The sequence below is a fragment of the Nocardioides sp. zg-1230 genome (assembly GCF_013155335.1).
GTDB lineage: Bacteria > Actinomycetota > Actinomycetes > Propionibacteriales > Nocardioidaceae > Nocardioides.
Genome location: NZ_JABJQZ010000002.1, coordinates 682,784 through 703,318, shown reverse-complemented (window position 1 = coordinate 703,318; position 20,535 = coordinate 682,784). Strand labels below are relative to the sequence as shown.

Sequence of the window (20,535 nt, the reverse complement as noted above, 5' to 3'; positions counted from 1 at the left end):
CACACCCTCGCCCCCGCGCCCGGCGTCGTACAGCATGTGCCCATGACCCCCGAGCTGAGCGACGTCCGGCACCTGTTCACCGCCATCGACCACGTGGGCATCGCCGTGCCCGACCTCGACGCTGCGACGGCCTTCTACCGCGAGGCCTACGGCATGGAGGTCATCCACGAGGAGGTCAACGAGGAGCAGGGCGTCCGTGAGGCCATGGTCGGCGTCGGCGACTCCGGCTCGTGCATCCAGCTGCTGGCGCCCCTGACGCCCGAGTCGACGATCGCCAAGTTCCTCGAGCGCAACGGCCAGGGCATGCAGCAGCTCGCCTTCCGCGTCGACGACGTCGAGCACGTCGCCGACGTGCTGCGCTCGCGCGGCCTGCGCCTGCTCTACGACGCCCCGAGGCGCGGCACGTCCGACAGCCGCGTCAACTTCATCCACCCCAAGGACGCCGGCGGCGTGCTGGTCGAGCTCGTCGAGCCCGCCGCCCACCCGCACTGACGCCGTCACCGCAGCGACGTACGTCACACCTCCGACCGCTCGAGGTTACTCGCCGGTATCTTGACCGCCACCCGTGCCACCGATGCCTCACCCGATGCCTCACCAGGAGACACCCGTGCAGAACATCCTCGACGCCATCCAGTCCGGCAACGCCACCTCGGAGGACTTCGCGAGCCTCCAGCTCCCGGACTCCTACCGCGCCGCCTTCGTGAAGAAGGAGGAGGTGGACATGTTCGAGGGCCTCACCGCCAAGGAGAAGGACCCCCGCAAGTCCCTCCACGTCGAGGAGGTGCCGCTGCCGGAGCTCGGACCCGGTGAGGCCTTCGTGGCCGTGATGGCGAGCGCCATCAACTACAACACCGTGTGGACCTCGATCTTCGAGCCCGTCTCCACCTTCGGCTTCCTCGAGCGCTACGGCCGCAACAGCGAGCTGACCAAGCGCCACGACCTGCCCTACCACGTGGTCGGCTCCGACCTGGCCGGCGTCGTGCTCAAGACCGGGCCGGGCGTCACGAAGTGGAAGCCCGGCGACCGCGTCGTGGCCCACTGCCTCTCGGTGGAGCTCGAGGGCCCCGACGGCCACAACGACACGATGCTCGACACCGAGCAGCGGATCTGGGGCTTCGAGACCAACTTCGGCGGCCTCGCCGACGTCGCGATGGTCAAGGCCAACCAGCTGATGCCCAAGCCCGAGCACCTCACCTGGGAGGAGGCCGCCTCCCCCGGCCTCGTCAACTGCACGGCCTACCGCCAGCTCGTCAGCAAGAACGGCGGCGACATGAAGCAGGGCGACAACGTCCTCATCTGGGGCGCCTCCGGCGGCCTCGGCGGCTTCGCCACGCAGTACGCCCTCAACGGCGGCGCGACGCCGGTGTGCGTGGTCTCCAACGAGGAGAAGGCGAAGATCGCCCGCAGCATGGGTGCCGAGCTGATCATCAACCGCTCGGAGGAGGGCTACAAGTTCTGGAACGACGAGGGCACGCAGCAGGACCCGAAGGAGTGGAAGCGCTTCGGCGCCCGCATCCGTGAGCTCACCGGCGGTGAGGACATCGACATCGTCTTCGAGCACCCGGGGCGCGAGACCTTCGGTGCGAGCGTGTTCGTCACCCGCAAGGGCGGCACCATCACCACCTGCGCGTCGACCTCCGGCTACATGCACGAGTACGACAACCGCTACCTCTGGATGAACCTCAAGCGGATCATCTCCAGCCACTTCGCCAACTACCGCGAGTCGTGGGAGGCCAACCGCCTCATCGCCAAGGGCAAGATCCACCCCACCCTGTCGAAGACCTACACGCTCGACGAGGTCGGCCAGGCCTCGCTCGACGTCCACCAGAACGCCCACCAGGGCAAGGTCGGCGTCCTCTGCCTCGCCCCTGAGGAGGGTCTGGGAGTGCTCGACCACGAGATGCGGGCCCAGCACGAGAGCGCCATCAACAGGTTCCGCGGGGTCTGATCCCGCGTGGGGTCTCGGGCCTGAGACCTTTCACACCCCGGTTCGCGCGACTCGATCGAAGTCGCCCGCGAGCCGGGGTGTGTCTTTTGAGGGGCATCGGAGAGACTGGCACCGACGCAGTCCGTACGACGTGAGAGAGGGTGCCTCACCATGGCTTCCGACCAGGGCCTGTCCATCTTCGACGAGCCGGAGTCCGCCGACGGCAAGGCCACCTCGAGTAGTCCCGCCGCGGGTGCGACCGCCGGCGAGGAGACCCAGGTGCTGCCCGTCACGCCCAGGGACGAACCTCGGGCCGAGCCGAGGACCACCCCCGCCAAGCCGGCTCCCCAGCCGACCGCGGCACCCGCGCGGCCGACGTCCCCGTCCGCCCCCGCCGCCCCTGCGCCGGCTCCGACCCCGGATGCCCCGGCAGCCGCGAGCGCCCCGACCTCGGCAGCACCGTCCGAGACCGAGGCGACCCGGCGCTCACCGGTGGTCCCCCCGGCCGCGCCGCGCCCCGCGGTGCCCACCACGACCGCCGCTCCCCTCCCCGTCGTACGCCGCGGTGGCTACGACAAGTCGGCGGTGGACCAGCGCGTCCACCAGCTGCTGAGCGAGAAGTCCGGACTGGCCACCAGCCTCGCCAGCAGCGAGGAGCGCGTCATCGAGCTCGAGGCCGAGCTCGAGGGGCTGCGCCGGGAGGTCGCGGAGAACACGAACCCGACCTACGCCGGGCTCGGTGGCCGCGCCACCTCCATGCTCAAGATGGCCGAGGACGAGGCGGCCGACGTGCGCACCGCCGCGCGTCGTGAGGCCGACGAGATCCGCGCCCAGGCCGAGCGCGACGCCCACAGCATCCGCGCCGACGCCGCCCGCGAGGCCGACGACATGCGCATGGTCCAGCTCAAGGAGCTCGACGAGATGCGTTCGCGGCTCACCGCCGACGCGGAGACCGAGCGCGGTCTCGCCAAGGCCGAGGCCGAGGACCTGCTCGCCTCCGCCCGCCGCGAGTCCGACCAGGTCCGCCTCGCCGCCCAGCAGGAGACCAACGAGATGCGCGTGACCGCGACCCGCGAGGCCGAGCAGGCGCGGGCCGCCGCCGACCGCGAGGTCCAGGAGGCGCGTCGCACCCTCGCCGTGGAGAAGGAGCGGCTCACCCGTGAGGCCGCCGAGCACCACAGCAACGCCACCGCGGAGACGCAGCGCCTCGTCGCCGAGGCGGAAGCCCGCGCCAACGCCGCCGAGCAGCGGGCGCGCGAGGCCACGGCCCAGGCCAACGCCCACCGCCAGCAGGCCCAGACGGAGTCCGAGGGCCTGCTCACCCGGGCCCGGCGCGAGGCCGAGCAGATCGTCGCCTCGGCCCGCACCCAGGCCGACTCGATCGGGGCGACCAGGGTGGCCGAGGCCGAGCGGGAGCTGGCCAACATCCAGGCCGAGGTCGACCGCGCCGCGAAGCGTCGCGACGCCATCACCGCCCAGCTCGGTGCCCTGCGCGACGTGGTCGCGGGCTTCGGCGAGGACGAGTCCTGAGCTGGCGCGAGCGACTCCGGGAGCGCATCACCTCCGACCCCGGCAGCTCGGACGACCCACGCCCTGCCTCGGACGCGACGGTCGCGCTGCGCCGGGCATCTGACGACCCCGCCGAGCTCCCCCAGGCGCTCGAGGAGGTCGTCGACCAGGTCAACGACGACGCCGACCGCGCCGAGGCAGCAGCAGACGCGGCCGAGGAGTCGGCCCGCTCCGCCTCCGTCATCGCCGAGAAGATCGACGACGCCACCGACCTGGTCGTCGACGAGGACACGCCGGCGCCGTACGTCCCGGCCGAGCCGGCCCCGGCTCCGCTGCTGCTGCGGCACTCCCCCTTCAACATCGGGTTCTTCGGCGCCCTCGGCGCGCTTCTCGCGGTCTTCCTGAGCGAGCAGCTGCTCAGCATCTCCTCGGTCCTGGTGCTGCTGGTGATGTCGATGTTCCTCGCGATCGGGCTCAACCCGACCGTCGAGCTCTTCATGCGTCGCGGTCTGCGGCGCAGCCTGTCGGTGCTTCTGGTGCTCGTCGTGGTGATCAGCGTCCTGTCGCTCTTCGTCGTGGCCATCGCGCCGGTGATCAGCGAGCAGATCGCGGCGATCACCCGCAACGCTCCGGGCTGGCTCGACGACCTGCAGAGCAACGCCCAGGTGCAGAGGCTCGACGACAGGTTCGACGTCGTCGCCAAGGTGCGCGAGTACGTCCAGAACGGCGACTTCGGAGAGCGTGTCTTCGGCGGCGCCCTCGGCGTGGGCCTTCGCGTGCTCTCCGCCGTGGCCAACAGCTTCATCGTCCTCGTGCTGATGATCTACTTCCTCGTCTCGCTGCCGAGCATCAAGCACGCCGCCTACTCCCTCGCGCCCGCCTCGAAGCGTCCGCGGGTCAGCGAGCTGGGCGACAAGATCATCCGCTCCACCGGCGCCTACGTCGCCGGCGCCTTCCTCGTCGCGGTCTGCGCGGGCCTGAGCACGCTGATCTTCTCGTTCGTCGTCGGGCTGGGCGACTATGCCTTCGCGCTCGCCTTCGTCGTCGGACTCTTCTCGCTCATCCCGGTCGTGGGTGCGTTCGTGTCAGGAGCGCTCATGACGCTCCTGGCGCTGACGGTCTCCCCGACCGTCGCACTGGTGGCGCTGGTCTACTACATCGCCTACCAGCAGGTGGAGTCCTACTTCATCTACCCGCGGATCATGAAGAAGTCCGTCGACATCCCGGGGTCGGTGACCGTGGTGGCCGCCCTCGTCGGCGGATCGCTGCTGGGCATCGTCGGCGCCCTGCTGGCCGTGCCGGTCGCCGCGGCGCTCCTGCTCCTGCACCGCGAGGTGTTCCTCAAGCGGCAGGACGCCCGCTGAGGTCGTGCTCCGGCTCCGGCTCGGGCTCCGGCAGGGGCTCGACCAGGAGCGGCGCCCGCCCCTCACCCAGCTTGACCACGACCACGCCGGCCAGCACCAGCAGGCCCCCGGCCAGCTGGATCGGGCGGGGCAGCTCGCCGAGGAGCAGCCACGCCCAGATGACGGCCGCGAGCACCTCGCCGAGGGCGACGAAGGACGCCAGCCGGCTGCCGAGGCGACGTCCGGCCAGGATGCCGGTGACGTAGGCGAAGGCAGCGGTGACCAGCCCGAGCAGCACGACCGTGACCCACCACGGGAGCGTGAAGCCGTCGTACGCCGCGTCCGCGGACGAGGTGTCGAACGGCAGGACGCCGATCGCACCGGCCGTCCCGAGCACGACGCTCCCGACGAGGAGGCCGCCGGCGGCCAGGCTGATGCCCGGCAGGCCGTTGCCCTCGTCGGCGGAGATGATGAAGTAGCTCGCTGCGCCGACCATCGCTCCCAGCGCCCACAGCACTCCCACGGTGCTGAGCTCGGCACCCGAGATCACGTCGAGCACGAGCACCAGCCCGCCCGCGGCCAGCACGGCACCCAGCACCGTCAGACCGGACGGGCGGTGGCCGTGGCGCACCCACAGCCAGACGACGACCGCGACAGGCGCGGTGTACTCCAGCAGCAGCGCGACGCTGACCTGCATGTAGGTGACCGCGTAGAAGTAGCAGAGCTGCGCCCCGGCGACCGCGGTGATGCCGTAGACGGTGACGAGCCCGGCGTTGGCGCGCAGCAGGTGCATCCGTCCGCGCAGCGCCAGCAGGCCCGGCACCAGGAGGACGAGGGCCGCGAGCGAGGTGCGCAGGGTCACCGCTGCGCCGGCGCTCCAGCCGGTGTCCAGCAGTCCGCGCGCGAGTGCCCCGGACATGCCGAAGGTCACGGCGGACGCCACGGCGAGCAGCAGCCCGGCCGCGGTCCGGGACGATCGGGTGTCATGGGTCAAAGCCGTCACGGTCATGACCGTAGGCGCGACTCCTGTAATGTGTCAACATGCTTTTCACGGATGACACGGACGCGTCGCTGCAGGCAGCCGTCGCGCTGGTCAACTCCACCGACGAGCCCGGCCAGCCGCTGGGCTCGGTGGACGACCTGTCGGCGTTCCTCGCCTCCTGGCCCTACACGGGACGGCACGACGCGACCGCCGACGAGCTCGAGTCCGTACGCCGGCTCCGCCCCGCGCTGCGGTCGCTGCTGCTCGCCGACCGCGACGAGGCGGCGGCCATCGTCAACGACATGCTCGCGCGGGCCAAGGCGCTCCCCCAGCTGCAGCGCCACCACCACTGGGACTGGCACCTCCACGCCGTCGACCCCGACCGGCCGCTCGACGAGCGCGTGGTGGTGGAGACCGCGATGGCCATGGTCGACGTCATCCGGGCCGACGAGATGTCCCGGCTCGACACCTGCGCGGCCGACGACTGCGACGACGTCGTGCTCGACCTGTCCCGCAACCGGTCGCGCCGCTACTGCTCGACCACGTGCGGCAACCGCGAGGCCGTCGCGGCCTACCGGGCGCGCCAGCGCACCTGAAGGGCGGCTCCTGGCTCAGGGCAGGAAGCGCCGCAGCACCTCGAGGAAGACCTCGGGCTGCTCGGAGTGGACCCAGTGGCCGGCGTCCTTGACCAGCACCCGCCGGTTGCGCGGGAAGCGGCGGTCCATCTCCGGCGCGTAGTCGTCGGAGATGTAGTCGGAGTTGGCGCCGCCCACCCACAGCACCGGGCCGTCGTACGACGCGTCACCGAGCTCCTCCGCGGGCCAGCCGACGAGCGATGCCATCTCCTCGCCGAGCAGGTCGAGGTTGACCTGCCAGTGCCAGCCGTCGTCGGTGCGTCGGAGGTTCTGCAGCAGGAAGCTGCGCACGACCCGGTTGGGCACCGCCTCCTCGAGCGCCGCCTCCGCCTGGCCGCGGCTGCCCAGGGAGCCGAGGTCGAGCTCACGCATCGTCTCGATGTAGCCGACGAACTCCCGCCCGCTCTCGTACGCCGCCGGGGCGATGTCGACCACGACGAGCCGCTCGACCAGCTCCGGGTGCCGCAGGGCGAGGCACATCGCGATCTTGCCGCCCATCGAGTGTCCGACGAGGGCCACCGGCTCGTCGCCCAGGTCGGCGGCGACGAGGTCGGCCAGCTCGAGGAAGTCGAAGGTCTCGGTCCAGGGCGAGCGCCCGTGGTTGGGCATGTCGAGGAGCACGACCCGGTGGTCGGCACTGAGGGCCTTCGCCGCCTGCGTCCAGTTCTTGCCCTGCCCGAAGAGGCCGTGGCAGAAGACGACGCGGGGCCCGGACTCGCCGAGCTCGGTGCGGTGCAGGCTCACCGGCCCATCCTCCCGCAGGGGCGTCTGGCCACGGCCACCGACCCTCGACGGTGAGGGTGGGGACTCAGAAGTCGAACCCGTCGAAGCCGTCGAACATGCCGCCGATGCCGTCGCCGATGCCGCCGAACATGTCGCCGAGGCCCTCGCCGATCGCTCCGATGCCCTCGCCGAGGCCGTCGAAGCCGCCGCCGAAGAGCATGCCCATGAACATCCAGTCCATCGGCGAGAAGGCGCCGAAGTAGCCCTGCGCGTAGGGCTGGTAGGCCCGCCCTCCCTGCCAATAGGGGACGCGCCGCGAACCGACCATCACCTTGCGGATGTCGGGCTCGGCGCCGGCACGCACCCGCTCGACGTCGAGCGCGCACGCGGGGACCTCGCGCTGCGCGCCGCCCGGCGGGGTCCACGGCACGTCCGCGACCGACAGCCCGTGGCGGGGGTCGAAGAAGCACGGCGGCCGGCGCTGCGGCAGCGGCTCCCCCGCCACCCGCGCACGCACGCACGCCATCGCATAGCGACCGTCCTCGAGGATCTCGGTGACGTGCTTGACGTCCTCGGGGCGCGTCAGCGCGGCAGCGGCCGTCTTGGCCGACTCGTAGGAGTCGAGGGCGCGCTGGTAGTCGGCGTTGGCGCCCGCGTCGAGCGGCTGCCCTGCCATCTCGATGTCGAGGTCCTGGAGCTCCACGCCGAGTGCGGTGACGTCCTCCTCGGCGAGCTTCTTCACCGGTGCGACCTCGGACTCGACACGCGCCAGCTCTCGCTTCTTGCTCGTCTTGCCCGCGCCGACGGCGACCGCGACGAGGCCGCCGATGACGACCAGCAGGAGCACGAGTTCCATGGCCCCAGAGTACGCAGCGGCGGCAAGGTCACGCGGGCTGGCTCGGGTGGCTCGGACCTGCAAGAGCAGGCCGCCCATCGACCCCCGACGATGTGCGACCTGCTCCGACAAGCGGCCGGTGGGCAGCGGGGCCATCCCCTCGCGCGGCCTCGATGCCCTCGGCGTACGAGAAGACTCCCGCGAAGCGCCCGGTCCCGGCATCCGTAGTCCTACGTAACTCCTGCGCCAAGGAGCGATAGATTCCTTTCGTGCTGTCCCCCTGTCTCGGTCGTGACGACGTCCAGCGCGCGCTGCACGAAGCACTGGAGGAGTCGCGATGGGTCACAGTCGTCGGCCCGCCCGGCAGCGGCAAGACGCTGCTGGTGCGCCACGTCGCGGCGACCGCGGCCGCCTCGTGGGTCGACGCGCGCAACCTGCACACCATCGACGACGTGCTCGTCGCGGCCCTGGAGAGCCTCGATGCCGAGACCGCGCCCGGCGACTCCCTGGTGGGCGCCCTGGGTCGGGCGGTCGACGGACGCGAGTGCCTCCTCGTGCTCGACGGGCTCGACCTCGACACGACCGCTGCCGGCCCGGTGCTCCAGTCGGTGCTCGATGCCACCCACGAGGCCCGCGTGGTGGTGACGGCACTGACCACGGCCAGCCAGCCGGCGGAGTCCGTCGTACGCGTCGGACCGCTGCCGGTGCCCTCCCAGCGCTCCCCGCTCGAGGGACCCGCGGTCGAGCTCTTCCTGCGCCGCATCCGCACCGCGGGCGGCCAGCAGGTCGACCTGGCGGAGCAGGCACACGAAGTACGCCGCCTGCTGCGCGCCACCGGCGGGCTGCCGCTGCTCATCGAGCAGGTGGCCGTGCAGTCCGCACTCGTCGGGCTGAGCAACGCCATGTCCGCGGTCAGCCTCGACCAGGCCGTCGACTCCGCCCACGACCTCCTCGACGAGGCCAGCGCCACGGCCCTGCGCCGCATCGGACTGCTCGACTTCCAGGTCGGGCTCGGCGTGCTCGCCCGCGTGCTGGACGTCTCCGTGCCGGAGGCCGCCGAGATCGCCGGCAACCTCGTGCGGCGCAGCCTGCTCGAGCTCGACCCGCAGGGCCACTTCGACATGCTCTCGCCCATCCGCGGTCGCGCCCGGGCGCTGGCCACGCCCGAGGACCAGGCGGCGGTCCGCGCCGGGCTGCTCGCGTGGGCACAGGCCCACGCCCCGGAGCACGACAACTACGGCGCGGCCGACGCCGAGTGGCTGGGCGACCTGCCGGCGATGCGGCACGCCGTGCTCACCGCGTGCGCGGACCCGGCCACCCGCGCGGACGGCTACTCCGTCGCGAACCGCATCTTCTCCTCGCTCTACACCTCGATGCGGGCCCGGGAGGCCGTCGAGATCCTCGAGGGCGCCCTCTCGAGCGGGGACGGACCGCCCGCCATGGGCGCCCAGATCGCCCGACGGGCCGGGATCGCGGCCTCGGAGATGCGCGGCACCTACGAGGGGCTGTGGCTGCTCGCGCGATCCGACGAGCACGCCTCGGCCGCGCCCATCCCCGAGGAGCAGCTGTCCAAGACCGCCTCCATCCGGGCCGAGATGCATCTCGACGCCGGCGACCTGGCCAGTGCCGAGGTCGAGGCCAGGCGCGCGATCGACCTCGACCCCGACGGCTCGATCACCCGCCAGGCCACCCGCACGCTGGCCGACGTCTATGCCTCGCAGGGCCGTTTCGCCGAGGCCACGGAGGCCGCCGTCGCCGCGATGCCCGCCCGCACCACCGGCGACGAGCGATGGATCGACCTGTCGCTGCGCACCGTGCTGGCCCGGATCGCGCTCGAGCAGGGACGCATCGCCGAGGCGATCGCCGCCACGCGCGCCGTCGTCGTCGAGGCCCGCGAGCTCGCCGAGGACCGGGTGGGGCTGCTCGCCGAGACGCTGCTGCGCAACCTCGACCCGTCCTGGGTGCCCACCGACGTCGTCCGCGAGACGCTGCCGTGGGCCGTCCGCCTGCCGGTGCTCGCCCAGGACGGTCGCGACCTGCTGGTCCGGGGCGACGCCAAGCGGGCCGCGGGCCTGGCGGCCGACGTCGTGGCGCTCGCCGACTCCGCCCGCCTGGGTCGCGACGGCGTCGACGCGCGGTTGCTGCTCGGTCGCGCGCTGGTGGACCTCGGCGACCTCGACCAGGCCACGACGACGTACCTCACGGCCCTCGACCACTGCCGCACCATGGGCCTGCCGCTGCGCGCCGCCGACGTGCTCGACGGGCTCGCCGGGGTCGCCCGGGCGCGCGACCTCCCCGAGGCGCGCGACCTCGCCGCGGCGGCCTTCGCCCTGCGGACGCCGCGCAAGGCGGTGCGCTGGGGCTACTCCGCCGACTACGACGTGGTGCCGGCCCACCGGGCACCCGACGAATGGCTCGACGGCGACGACCTCTCCACCGACGGCGTCGCCCTGATCACCACCGTCTTCAGCCGCACCACGTCGGCGAGGCCGTCGGTGCTCGACGCCCTCACCGCCGCCGAGCGGCAGGTCGCCGAACGGGTCGCGCACGGTCTGACGAGCCGGCAGATCGCGGAGGAGCTCTACGTCTCGCCCCGCACGGTCGACGCGCACCTCACCCACATCTACCGCAAGCTCGACATCAACACGCGCGCCCGGCTCGCCGCGCTCGTGGTCGACAACCGCTGACCGGGCACTTCCTGCCCGTCCTCCGTGGGGGTGCCGCTGTCGGTGGTCCGCGGCAGGATGCCGGTATGAGCCGGACCATCCAGGTGACCTTCGACGCCCACGACCCCGAGGCGCTGTCCCGCTTCTGGGCCGACGCGATGGGCTACGTCAACCCGGGCCCGCCCGGGCGCGAGCTCGCGCCGGGGCAGGACCCTTTCGACGCGTGGCACGACTTCCTCGGCGAGATCGGCGTGCCCGAGTCGGAGTGGAACTCCCGGTCCGCGGCCGAGGATCCCGACGGGGCCGGACCGAGGTTGTTCTTCCAGCGGGTGCCCGAGGGCAAGACCGCCAAGAACCGCGTCCACCTCGACCTCCGCGCCGCCCCCGGTCTCGGGGGTGAGGAGCGGATGGCCGCCCTCGAGGCCGAGTGCGAGCGCCTCGTCGCCCTCGGTGCCTCGCGGGTGGAGCGTCACGAGCCCGCCCCGCCCATGACGGCCGGTCACCTCGTGATGCGGGACCCCGAGGGCAACGAGTTCTGCCTCGATTGACCAGCTCGTCAGCGCGCGCTGTAGTCGCGGAAGCCGCGACCGGTCTTGCGTCCGAGGTAGCCGGCCGTCACCAGGTGCTCCAGCAACGGGGCCGGGGCGAAGCCCGGCTCACGGAACTCGAGGTAGAGCTCGCGCTGGATGGCCAGCGAGACGTCGTTGCCGACCACGTCGAGCAGCTCGAACGGCCCCATCGGCAGCGCACAGCCCTGCTTCATGGCGGTGTCAATGTCGTCGGCGGTGGCGTAGTGCGCCTCGAGCATCTTCACCGCATCGTTGAGGTAGGGGAAGAGCAGCGCGTTGACGATGAAGCCGGAGCGGTCGCCGCACCGTACCGCGACCTTGCCGACCTTCTCGCACAGCGCGAGCACGGTCTCGGTGACGGCCTCGTCGGTGGCGACGGTGGACACCACCTCGACCAGCTTCATGATGGCCGCCGGGTTGAAGAAGTGCATGCCGATCACGTCCTGCGGACGCTTGGTCACCTTGGCCATGGAGATGATCGGCAGCGACGACGTGGTGGTCGCGAGGATGGCGCCGGGCTTGCAGATCTCGTCGAGGTTCTCGAACAGCGTGGTCTTGATGGCGAGGTCCTCGGCGATGGCCTCGACGACGAGGTCGACGTCCTTGAGGTCGTCGAGCGACGTGGTGCCACGGACCCGGCCGAGCACCTCGAGCTTCTGCTCCTCGGTCGCGCGCCCGCGCTGGATCTGCTTGTCGAAGTTCTTCGTGATCGTGGCGACCACGCCGTCGACCTTGTCCTGGCCCCGGCCGGTGAACAGCACGTCGTAGCCCGCCTTGGCGAACACCTCGACGATGCCCGAGGCCATCGTGCCGGTGCCGACGACGCCGACGAGCGAGATGTCGTGGCGCAGCTGCGGCTTGTCGTCCGCACTCGGGGTGTGGGCGTCGGCGACGACGACCGGGCTGTCGGGCGCCTCGTAGGTGTAGAACCCGCGGCCCGACTTGCGACCGAGCAGGCCCGCGGTGACGTACTGCTTGAGGATCGGCGCCGGCGCGTGCAGGCGGTCGCGGCCCTGCTTGTACATCGTGTCGAGGATCTCGTACGCCGTGTCGAGACCGATCAGGTCGAGCAGGGCGAGCGGGCCCATCGGGTAGCCGCAGCCGAAGCGCATGGCGGCGTCGATGTCCTCGCGGGAGGCGTACTTGCCCTCGTACATCGCGACCGCGTGGTTGAGGTAACCGAAGAGCAGCGTGTTGGCGATGAAGCCGGCCTTGTCGCCGCACACGACGGGGTTCTTGCCGAGGTCGACGAGCAGCGACTGCACGGCGGCGAGCACGTCGGGCTCGGTGACGACGGTGCGGATGATCTCGACGAGGTTCTGCACGGGGGCGGGGTTGAAGAAGTGGACGCCCACGACCCGTCCGGGCCGGGCGTTGGCGGTCGAGATCTCGGTGACGCTCAGCGAGGAGGTGTTGGTCGCCAGGATCGCGTCGGGGCGGACGATGTCGTCCAGCGTGCGGAAGATCGACTTCTTGACCTCGAGCGACTCGATGACGGCCTCGACCACCAGGTCGGCGTCGGCGAGGTCCTTCATCTCGGTCGTGAGCGTGATCCGGCCGAGCAGCTCGTCGGCCTGCTCCTGCGTCATCTTCTCGCGCTTCACCGCGCGCCCGGTGGAGTGCTCGAGGTGCTCGCGCCCGCGCTGCACGGCTGCCTCGTTGACCTCGACGCCGACGACCGCGTAGCCGTTGCGGGCGAAGACCTCGGCGATGCCGGCACCCATGGTGCCGAGGCCGATCACGCCGACGGTGGTGAACTCGCGGGTAGCCGTCTCAGTCATGGACGCATGCTCCCATGCCGTCCCGGCATCACGGATGTGGGAAGCGTCACTCCGCCGGGGTCGCCTGAGGGCGGACGACCCGGACCTCGTCCCCCGGTCGGACCGGGCCGGGACGCACCACCTTGGCGCACAGCCCGCGCAGCCGGCGTGGCCTGCCCTCCGGACCGTTGACGAAGGCCAGGGCGTCCTTGCCGAACCGGGCGATGAACTTGCCGCACCCGTTGTGGGGCTGATCCGTGACGACGATGACCGCGCCGTCGGGACCGCCGATGTGCAGCTCGCTCCAGGCCGGGAGGTTGTCGTGCGACAGGTCGAGGTCGACGAACATCTGGTCACCGGCCAGCTGCTCGCGCCCGGGCTCCTGGGCGAGGAACTCGATGAGGCGGTGGTTCATCAGGTTGAGCTGCATGTCGGGGTGCGGCGAGCCGTCCGCGGTCCGGCGGCTCCCCCGCTCGACCCACGTGTCCCCCACGAGGCCCGCGGTGACGTCGAGGTGGCCGACGCCGAGCACCTCCCGCGCGCCCGGGCCGGGACGGCGTACGACCGCGCGCAGCACGCCGACGTCTCGCGGGCTCGCATCGACCGTGGGCAGGAAACCGGCGATCTCGTCGGTCGTGCGGTGCGGACGGAGCACCCGCCGCATCCAGATCCGCCTACCGTGTCGCGACAGCCCGAGCCGCTCCTCGTTCGCCGAGATCGCGAGCTGGGAGGCCGTGCGCGGGTCGTCGTCGGCGAACTCGGTGAAGCCGTGCCGGGCGTAGAAGGGTGCGTTCCACGCGATGTCGGCGTACGTCGTCAGGGTGAGCGCACCGTGCCCCTTGAGCGTCGCCCGCTCCGCCACGCCCTCCAGCAGCGCGGTCCCGACGCCGCGTCGCGCATGGTCGGGGTGCACCGAGATCTGGTCGAGGTGGGCGTGCGACTCGAGGTCGACGACGTGGGCGAAGCCGATCGCGGGGTCCCCCGCCACCAGGATGAAGCCCGGCTCGGCCGCCCGGTCGTGCCCGCTCACGGCCGGGGAGGCGAGCGCGTCGCCGGTGAGGTCACCGAGTGCGTCCTCGAACATCGCGAGACCGGAGTCCTCGATCGCCGCGAGCAGGGGGAGGTCACTCGCTCGCGCGGGGCGTAATGCGTGGTCGGTCACGAGGTCACTGTAGATTCGCCCGTCGTGAGGATCGTCGTCGCACGCTGCCAGGTGGACTACGCCGGACGGCTCTCGGCCCACCTGCCGCTCGCCACCCGCGTCCTGATGCTCAAGTCGGACGGATCAGTGCTGATCCACTCCGACGGCGGCTCCTACAAGCCGCTCAACTGGATGTCGCCGCCGTGCACCGTGCGCGAGGGGGTCTCGGAGGACGGCCAGGCGGAGTGGCTCGTGACGGCGACGAAGTCCGACGACACCCTGCGGATCCTCATCGACGAGGTGCTGCACGACACCTCCCATGACCTGGGTGTGGATCCGGGCCTGCAGAAGGACGGCGTCGAGAAGCACCTGCAGGAGCTCCTCGCGGAGCACCCGGCGAGCCTCGCCGAGGGCCTCACCCTGGTCCGTCGGGAGTACATGACCGCCATCGGACCGGTCGACCTGATGTGCCGCGACGCCGACGGCCTCTCCGTCGCCGTGGAGATCAAGCGGCGTGGTGAGATCGACGGCGTCGAGCAGCTCACCCGCTACCTCGAGCTGCTCAACCGCGACCCGCTGCTCACCAGCAAGGGGCCGGTCCGCGGCATCTACGCCGCCCAGGAGATCAAGCCCCAGGCCCGCGTGCTCGCCACCGACCGGGGCATCGCCTGCGCGCTCGTCGACTACGACGCCCTCCGCGGGATGGACGACGCCGAGCACCGGCTCTTCTGATGGCTCTCTGAGCCTCCGGTCCAGGGCACGCGGACGGCGCGAGTCACCACCTAGAGGTTGTCCACAGCCCCCGGGGCAGCCACGGCCCCGCTGTCGGACATGGGTGGGACCGTCCTGTGGAACCCACCCCAGGAGGTACGCATGTCCCGATCCAGCAACCTGACGCCACGGCGAGAACATGGTGACCTTTCCCGGCTCGAGAGCATCGAGGTCCTTGACGAGCCATTGACCTTGCTCTTCAGCGCCTTGCTGCGCCTCCAATTCGGAAGAGCGCGAGGTGGGACGGTCCCGGTGTCCGCCACCATGACCACCGAGGAGGGCCATGCTCTCGAAGAGCGATGCTCCGCTCCGAGCAGGACGATCCAGAGGACACTCGAACACGGGGTCAGCGCGACTGCGACCGCTTCATGAGTGTCGTTCAGCAGGTCTTCGAGGCAGTGGCCGTGGCCCACAGCAAGGAACCGCCGTCGTTCGGCCCGCGAGACCGTCGACGCAGGTGAGCGGGGCCACTCGGCCAGCACCCGTCCACGACTCGCCGGTGTCCAGATCGCGACACGCGGGAACTGGTCGCACATAAGCCGGATCGTGCGGCCCCAACCGGCGCTGTCCGACCAGTCCTGTCGCTACCCTCGCACGGTGACAGCCAGCCCGCCGGAGCGCATCTTCCACATCGCCACGGCCGCGGACTGGCGACGGACGCTCGAGACCGGGACCTACACCACCTCGACGATCGGGCGCACCCTCGAGGAAGAGGGTTTCATCCACGCCAGCCGGCGTGAGCAGGTGCCAGGCGTCTTCGACCGCTACTACCGCGGCGCGGGCGAGCACCTCGTGCTGCTCACGATCGCCCCCGAGCGCCTGACCGCGGCGGAGGTTCGGGTCGAGGCGGTCGGCGACGACACCTATCCCCACGTCTACGGGCCCATCGACCGCGGGGCCGTCGTCGACGTGACGCCGCTCGACCGGCGCGGCCGGCCCGAGACGCTCACGTCGCTGTGGGTGAAGGGGATGGCCGTACGCATGGGGCTGGCGCTGGTCGTGATGCTCGGCGTCGCGATCCTGCTGTGGGCGCTCGGCGTCACCCGCTGACCGGCTCCCCCGCCCACGACCGCGCCACCCAGCCGTCGGCGTCGGCCTCGAGCGCGACCACGCCGCAGTTGGGCAGCGGCAGGTCGCGGGTGTGGTCGGGCGCGAGGTTGCGCGCCAGCAGGGGCAGGGCCATGCACATCACGCCGCCGTGGCTGACCACCAGCACCGACTCGCCCCGGTGCGCGTCGGCGACCTCGTCGAGCACGGCGCGATAGCGCTCCACCACCTCGAACCCGCTCTCGCCCCCGGGGATGCGGGCGGAGAGGTCGCCGTCCAGCCAGGCGGCGAACGTGGCCGCGAAGGGATCTGGGTCACCGGTGGTCCCGGCCGCGTCACCGACGCCGAACTCGCGCAGACCGGAGCGTACGGCGACGTCGACGCCGAGCCGCGCGGCGACGATCTCCCCGGTCTGCACCGCGCGCGACAGGTCGCTGGTCCAGACCCGGGCGATCCGCTCGCCCTCGAGGCGGTCGCCCAGCTCGCGCGACTGGACGCGTCCGAGCGGGCTCAGCCAGCCGCCGGCATCGCTCAGCAGCTCGCTCTCGTAGTCGGCCGCACCGTGCCGGGCCACGATCACCCGGGCGGCGCACTGGAGGTCACCCATCGACCAGGCCCGCCACCTCGTCGGCGCTGCCCCACGACAGCGTCATGCCGGCGCCGCCGTGGCCGTAGCAGTGGATGACGTCACCCACCCGCTCGAGACGCACCCCGGGGCGGGCCGGGCGCAGCCCGACCTTGTGCCGCAGCACCCGGGCGCCCTCGAGGGCCGGGACGAGCGCCGTCGCGCGGTGCAGCACCTGCTCGGCGACGGCCGGGTCGGGGGTGCGGCTCCACTCCCCCTCGACCTCCGTGCCGCCGAGCACGACCTCGTGGGTGCGCGGGACGACGTAGGTGAGCCCGGACCTGTCGAGCGTCCAGCGGTCGAGGCCGACCTGCTCGACGACCACGACCTGGCCGCGCACGGGGTACACGGCGGGGTCCGCGCCGAAGTGCCGGGAGCCGAGACCGGTGGCGTTGACCACGAGCCTCCCGTCCGCGGGCAGCGCGGACAGGTTCATCCGGGTGAGGGTGCCCCCGAGCTCCTCCACGCGCGCGACCAGCCAGCGCAGGAAGACCGGCATGTCGACGACCGGGCTGACGAACGTCCAACCGTCGGCGTAGCCCGGCGGCAGCGCCGTCTCGCGGTCGAGCGACGGCACCGCGCCGCGCCACCAGGGGTCGGGCTGGTGCTCGCGCAGCACCTCGGTGCCGGTGAGCATCCGCACCCCCGTCCGCTCGTCGGCGGCGAGCATCGCGAAGACGTCGTACGACGTCCTCCCCCACGCCGTCACGCGGTCCTGCGGGAGGGCGCGGTAGGGGTACCAGAGGGCCGCGGCCACCGCGGAGGTCGTCTCGAGCGGCAGGTCACGCGCGACGACGTCCACGCGGTGCCCCGCCTCGAGCAACCGCACGGCGCAGGTCAGTCCGACGACCCCGGCCCCCACGACGATGACGCGCCCCATGGGTGCAGTCTGTCAGCCCCCGGCGCCGGCCTGGCGCGGAGCCGTGGGGTCCTCCCCCTCGTCGCCGTGCTCGCGGGCGACGTACTCCTCGATGTCCTCGATGTCGTCACGGTTGCGGGTGGCCACGGCCAGCAGGTCGCTCATCGTGGCGACCTCCTCGACCTGCTCCTTGATGAACCACTGCATGAACTGCTCGGACGCGAAGTCGCCCTCCTCGCGCGCGGTGCGCAGCAGGCCGTTGATCTGGTCGGTGACCCGGCGCTCCTGGGCCAGGGCGAGCTCGACCGGCGCCACCACGTCCGCGAACGTCGACGTCGGCGCGTCGACGCCCGGGATGACGACCTCGGCGTCGGTGTCGACGAGGTACTGGACCATCATCATCGCGTGCCCGCGCTCCTCGAGCGCCTGCTCGTAGAAGAAGGCCGCCATGCGGGGCATCGTGAGGGCGTCGTAGTAGATCGCGCAGGCGAGGTACTGGTTGTGGGCGGCGAGCTCGTTGCCGATCTGGGCGTTGAGCTGCTCGACGAAGCGGGAGGCGGGCACGTGGGCTCCTCGGTGGGGGTACGGGGCGGTCGCCGCGTCGGCCGGGACGTCAGGCGGCCTTGGCGAGCTTCTTCTTGGTGACCTTCTTGCCATCGAGCCGCACCAGCTTGCGCTTGTGCACGGTGTAGCCGGCGGGAAGGGTGCCTTCCTTCAGCATGCGCAGGGGGCAGCGCTGGCAGCGCTTCTTCGCCACGCAGCACTCGGTCTTGGGGAGCTTGCGCGTCAGCCGGACGGGGTCGCCCGCCTTGGCCCCCAGCTTCTTGTCCTTCTTGCCCACGCCGGGAGGGTAGCAGAGGGTTAGGCCAGCCTTACCTGTCCTCGTCCAAGCCGTGGGCAGCTCGGATCACGTCCACGAAGCCGCCCATGATCTCGGTCAGACCGAAGTCCTTGGGCGTGTAGACCGCGGCGACGCCGCGCTCGATCAGCGCCCGGGCGTCCGAGCTCGGGATGATCCCGCCCACGATGACCGGGACGTCCCCGAGCCCCGCGGCCTCGAGCCCGTCGAGCACGTCGGGGACCAGCTCCATGTGCGAGCCGGAGAGGATCGAGAGGCCGACGAGGTGGACGTCCTCGGCCACGGCCGCGGCGACGATCTGCTCGGGCGTGAGCCGGATGCCCTGGTAGATCACCTCGAAGCCGGCGTCGCGCGCTCGTACGGCGACCTGCTCGGCGCCGTTGGAGTGACCGTCGAGCCCCGGCTTGCCCACCAGCACCCGCAGTCGACCGCCCAGCTCCTCGCCGGTCGCCCGGACCCGCTCCCGCACGGCGGCGAGCTCGGCTCCGGCGGCCCCCGCGTCCGACACCGCACCGACGGCGCCGCTGACACCCGTGGGCGCGCGGAACTCGCCGAAGACCTCGCGCAAGGTTCCGGCCCACTCCCCCGTCGTGGCGCCCGCCCGGGCCGCGGCCAGCGTGGGCTTCATCAGGTTCGCGTCGGTCTTGGCCGCCTCGGCCAGCGCCGCCAGCGCCTCGGCGACCTCGGTCTCGTCACGCTGCGCCTTCCACGCCTCGAGGCTGGCCAGCGCGGCGCGCTCGGCCTCGGGGTCGGCGGCCTGGATCGCGGCGTCGAGGTCGGCGGTCAGCGGGGACGGCTCGGTCGTCTCGAACCGGTTGACCCCGACGATGACCTCCTCGCCGGACTCGATGCGGGCCCGGCGGGCGGCGTGGGCGGACACGAGGTTCTGCTTCATGTAGCCCGACTCCACGGCCGCGATCGCCCCGCCCATCGCCTGGACCCGGTCGATCTCGGCCCGGGCGCCCTCGACCAGCTCAGCGACCTTGGCCTCGATGACGTGGCTGCCGGCGAAGATGTCGTCGTACTCGAGCAGGTCGGACTCGAAGGCGAGCACCTGCTGGAAGCGCAGCGACCACTGCTGGTCCCACGGCCGCGGCAGCCCGAGCGCCTCGTTCCACGCCGGCAGCTGGACCGCCCGGGCGCGGGCGTCCTTGGACAGCGTCACGCCGAGCATCTCGAGCACGATGCGCTGGACGTTGTTCTCCGGCTGGGCCTCGGTGAGGCCGAGCGAGTTGACCTGCACGCCGTAGCGGAAGCGGCGCATCTTCGGGTCCTGCACGCCGTAGCGCTCGCGCGTGATCTCGTCCCACAGCTGCACGAAGGCCCGCATCTTGCAGGTCTCCTCGACGAACCGGACGCCGGCGTTGACGAAGAAGGAGATGCGACCGACGACCTTCTCGAAGTCGTCCTCGGAGACCTGGCCCGAGCTCCGCACCTGGTCGAGGACGGCGATCGCGGTGCACATGGCGTACGCCAGCTCCTGCACGGGCGTCGCGCCGGCCTCCTGCAGGTGGTAGCTGCAGATGTTGATCGGGTTCCACTTCGGGATCTCGTGGACCGTGTACGCGATCATGTCGGCGATCAGGCGCAGAGAGGCCTCCGGCCCGAAGACGTAGGTGCCCCGGGACAGGTACTCCTTGATGATGTCGTTCTGCGTCGTGCCGGCCAGCAGGTGGGCGACCTCGTCGGGCGAGAGGTCGGGGTTCTGCTCCTCCGCGACGACCTGGTACATCGCGAGCAGCCACATGGCCGTCGCGTTGATGGTCATCGATGTGTTCATCGCGGTGAGCGGGATGTCGTCGAAGAGCTTGCGCATCTCGCCCAGGTGCGGGACGGGTACGCCGACCTTGCCGACCTCGCCGCGGCTGAGCGGGCTGTCCGGGTCGTAGCCGGTCTGCGTCGGGAGGTCGAAGGCCACGCTGAGCCCGGTCTGCCCCTTGGCCAGGTTGGTGCGGTAGAGCGCGTTGGACGCCTCGGCCGTGGAGTGGCCGGCGTAGGTGCGCATCACCCAGGGGCGGTCCTTCTGGTGGACCGCGGGCGTGGCCGGAGATTCCGTCATGGCGACACAGTAGGGCGACGGTTACCCACCAGTCACCGGCCCTGCGTGTGACTGATGCCTCATGGCCGCGGTCCGGCCGGCTGCTGCCGTGCGCCGCCTGAAGGGGTGCGGGTCGGTCAAATCTTCGGGAAGTCTCCGACGTTGTCAGGGGTCGCCTGACGTGACGATCGTGGTCACATGACGGCTCGGTGAGGAGCAGGGGGCTCCTCCGTGGGGGATCTCGTG

General features: G+C 71.6%; 19 protein-coding genes. 9 read left to right on the top strand and 10 right to left on the bottom strand.

Annotated features, from left to right (window positions below):
- Positions 1–42: 42 nt before the first annotated feature.
- From mce to HOO61_RS11395, 4 genes are all read left to right on the top strand, one after another.
- The gene (gene mce, locus HOO61_RS11410) at positions 43–492 is read left to right on the top strand and encodes a methylmalonyl-CoA epimerase (protein WP_172258777.1); all 450 of its coding nucleotides are present in this window, start codon (positions 43–45) and stop codon (positions 490–492) included.
- 115 nt (positions 493–607) lie between these two features.
- Positions 608–1,948, top strand: a complete 1,341-nt coding sequence (gene ccrA / locus HOO61_RS11405; RefSeq protein ID WP_367650130.1) for a crotonyl-CoA carboxylase/reductase — start codon at positions 608–610, stop codon at positions 1,946–1,948.
- Between the two features lie 150 nt (positions 1,949–2,098).
- Positions 2,099–3,457, top strand: a complete 1,359-nt coding sequence (locus HOO61_RS11400; RefSeq protein WP_172258775.1) for a hypothetical protein — start codon at positions 2,099–2,101, stop codon at positions 3,455–3,457.
- Positions 3,454–4,800: an AI-2E family transporter gene (locus HOO61_RS11395; protein ID WP_172258876.1), complete on the top strand. Its 1,347-nt coding sequence runs from the start codon at positions 3,454–3,456 to the stop codon at positions 4,798–4,800. The genes HOO61_RS11400 and HOO61_RS11395 overlap by 4 nt, the downstream gene beginning before the upstream one ends.
- Here the strand turns inward: HOO61_RS11395 and HOO61_RS11390 are convergent.
- Positions 4,778–5,782, bottom strand: a complete 1,005-nt coding sequence (locus HOO61_RS11390) for a DMT family transporter (protein ID WP_367650129.1) — start codon at positions 5,780–5,782, stop codon at positions 4,778–4,780. The genes HOO61_RS11395 and HOO61_RS11390 overlap by 23 nt on opposite strands.
- Positions 5,783–5,820: 38 nt before the next feature.
- Here HOO61_RS11390 and HOO61_RS11385 point away from each other — a divergent pair, with 38 nt between their 5' ends.
- Positions 5,821–6,357, top strand: a complete 537-nt coding sequence (locus HOO61_RS11385) for a CGNR zinc finger domain-containing protein (protein WP_172258773.1) — start codon at positions 5,821–5,823, stop codon at positions 6,355–6,357.
- 15 nt (positions 6,358–6,372) lie between these two features.
- On the opposite strand, the gene HOO61_RS11380 is transcribed toward HOO61_RS11385, so the two are convergent.
- Positions 6,373–7,140, bottom strand: a complete 768-nt coding sequence (locus HOO61_RS11380) for an alpha/beta fold hydrolase (RefSeq protein ID WP_172258772.1) — start codon at positions 7,138–7,140, stop codon at positions 6,373–6,375.
- Positions 7,141–7,204: 64 nt separating this feature from the next.
- Positions 7,205–7,975 carry a hypothetical protein gene (locus HOO61_RS11375; RefSeq protein WP_172258771.1) on the bottom strand — a complete coding sequence of 257 codons (771 nt, stop codon included), beginning with the start codon at positions 7,973–7,975 and terminating at the stop codon, positions 7,205–7,207.
- 248 nt (positions 7,976–8,223) lie between these two features.
- Between HOO61_RS11375 and HOO61_RS11370 the strand changes: the two genes are divergently transcribed.
- On the top strand, positions 8,224–10,641 hold the full coding sequence (locus HOO61_RS11370) for a helix-turn-helix transcriptional regulator (RefSeq protein WP_172258770.1): 2,418 nt from the start codon (positions 8,224–8,226) through the stop codon (positions 10,639–10,641).
- A gap of 65 nt (positions 10,642–10,706) precedes the next feature.
- Entirely contained in the window at positions 10,707–11,168 is a 462-nt protein-coding gene (locus tag HOO61_RS11365; protein ID WP_172258769.1) for a VOC family protein, read from the top strand.
- 8 nt (positions 11,169–11,176) lie between these two features.
- Here the strand turns inward: HOO61_RS11365 and HOO61_RS11360 are convergent, their stop codons facing one another.
- Positions 11,177–12,970 (bottom strand): 3-hydroxyacyl-CoA dehydrogenase family protein, encoded by a 1,794-nt coding sequence (locus HOO61_RS11360; RefSeq protein WP_172258768.1) that lies wholly within the window; start codon positions 12,968–12,970, stop codon positions 11,177–11,179.
- Positions 12,971–13,016: 46 nt separating this feature from the next.
- Positions 13,017–14,111: a GNAT family N-acetyltransferase gene (locus HOO61_RS23720; protein WP_216658792.1), complete on the bottom strand. Its 1,095-nt coding sequence runs from the start codon at positions 14,109–14,111 to the stop codon at positions 13,017–13,019.
- A 24-nt stretch (positions 14,112–14,135) separates the two neighbouring features.
- On the opposite strand from HOO61_RS23720, the gene nucS reads away from it, so the two are divergent.
- A complete protein-coding gene (gene nucS, locus HOO61_RS11345; RefSeq protein ID WP_172258767.1) occupies positions 14,136–14,822 on the top strand; it encodes an endonuclease NucS in 687 nt (228 codons plus the stop codon).
- 636 nt (positions 14,823–15,458) lie between these two features.
- Positions 15,459–15,911, top strand: coding sequence for a DUF952 domain-containing protein (locus HOO61_RS11340; RefSeq protein ID WP_216658791.1), 453 nt, complete (start codon positions 15,459–15,461; stop codon positions 15,909–15,911).
- Here HOO61_RS11340 and HOO61_RS11335 read toward each other — a convergent pair.
- From HOO61_RS11335 to HOO61_RS11315, 5 genes are read right to left on the bottom strand one after another with little or no spacing between them, the layout of a single operon-like run.
- Positions 15,901–16,515, bottom strand: a complete 615-nt coding sequence (locus HOO61_RS11335; protein ID WP_172258766.1) for a histidine phosphatase family protein — start codon at positions 16,513–16,515, stop codon at positions 15,901–15,903. The genes HOO61_RS11340 and HOO61_RS11335 overlap by 11 nt on opposite strands.
- Positions 16,508–17,413 (bottom strand): FAD-dependent oxidoreductase, encoded by a 906-nt coding sequence (locus HOO61_RS11330; RefSeq protein WP_172258765.1) that lies wholly within the window; start codon positions 17,411–17,413, stop codon positions 16,508–16,510. The genes HOO61_RS11335 and HOO61_RS11330 overlap by 8 nt, the downstream gene beginning before the upstream one ends.
- 12 nt (positions 17,414–17,425) lie before the next feature.
- Entirely contained in the window at positions 17,426–17,956 is a 531-nt protein-coding gene (locus HOO61_RS11325; RefSeq protein ID WP_367650128.1) for a ferritin, read from the bottom strand.
- A gap of 49 nt (positions 17,957–18,005) precedes the next feature.
- Positions 18,006–18,233: a hypothetical protein gene (locus tag HOO61_RS11320; RefSeq protein WP_253942369.1), complete on the bottom strand. Its 228-nt coding sequence runs from the start codon at positions 18,231–18,233 to the stop codon at positions 18,006–18,008.
- Positions 18,234–18,264: 31 nt separating this feature from the next.
- Entirely contained in the window at positions 18,265–20,310 is a 2,046-nt protein-coding gene (locus HOO61_RS11315; RefSeq protein ID WP_172258763.1) for a protein meaA, read from the bottom strand.
- Positions 20,311–20,535 lie beyond the last annotated feature (225 nt).

Bases quoted from the DNA above. Each gene is read 5' to 3' on its own strand.
- HOO61_RS11360 (WP_172258768.1), bottom strand. From the start codon at position 12,970: ATGACTGAGACGGCTACCCGCGAGTTCACCACCGTCGGCGTGATCGGC.
- HOO61_RS11315 (WP_172258763.1), bottom strand. From the start codon at position 20,310: ATGACGGAATCTCCGGCCACGCCCGCGGTCCACCAGAAGGACCGCCCC.
- HOO61_RS11330 (WP_172258765.1), bottom strand. From the start codon at position 17,413: ATGGGGCGCGTCATCGTCGTGGGGGCCGGGGTCGTCGGACTGACCTGC.
- HOO61_RS11400 (WP_172258775.1), top strand. From the start codon at position 2,099: ATGGCTTCCGACCAGGGCCTGTCCATCTTCGACGAGCCGGAGTCCGCC.
- HOO61_RS11335 (WP_172258766.1), bottom strand. From the start codon at position 16,515: ATGGGTGACCTCCAGTGCGCCGCCCGGGTGATCGTGGCCCGGCACGGT.
- mce (WP_172258777.1), top strand. From the start codon at position 43: ATGACCCCCGAGCTGAGCGACGTCCGGCACCTGTTCACCGCCATCGAC.
- HOO61_RS11385 (WP_172258773.1), top strand. From the start codon at position 5,821: ATGCTTTTCACGGATGACACGGACGCGTCGCTGCAGGCAGCCGTCGCG.
- HOO61_RS11365 (WP_172258769.1), top strand. From the start codon at position 10,707: ATGAGCCGGACCATCCAGGTGACCTTCGACGCCCACGACCCCGAGGCG.
- HOO61_RS11375 (WP_172258771.1), bottom strand. From the start codon at position 7,975: ATGGAACTCGTGCTCCTGCTGGTCGTCATCGGCGGCCTCGTCGCGGTC.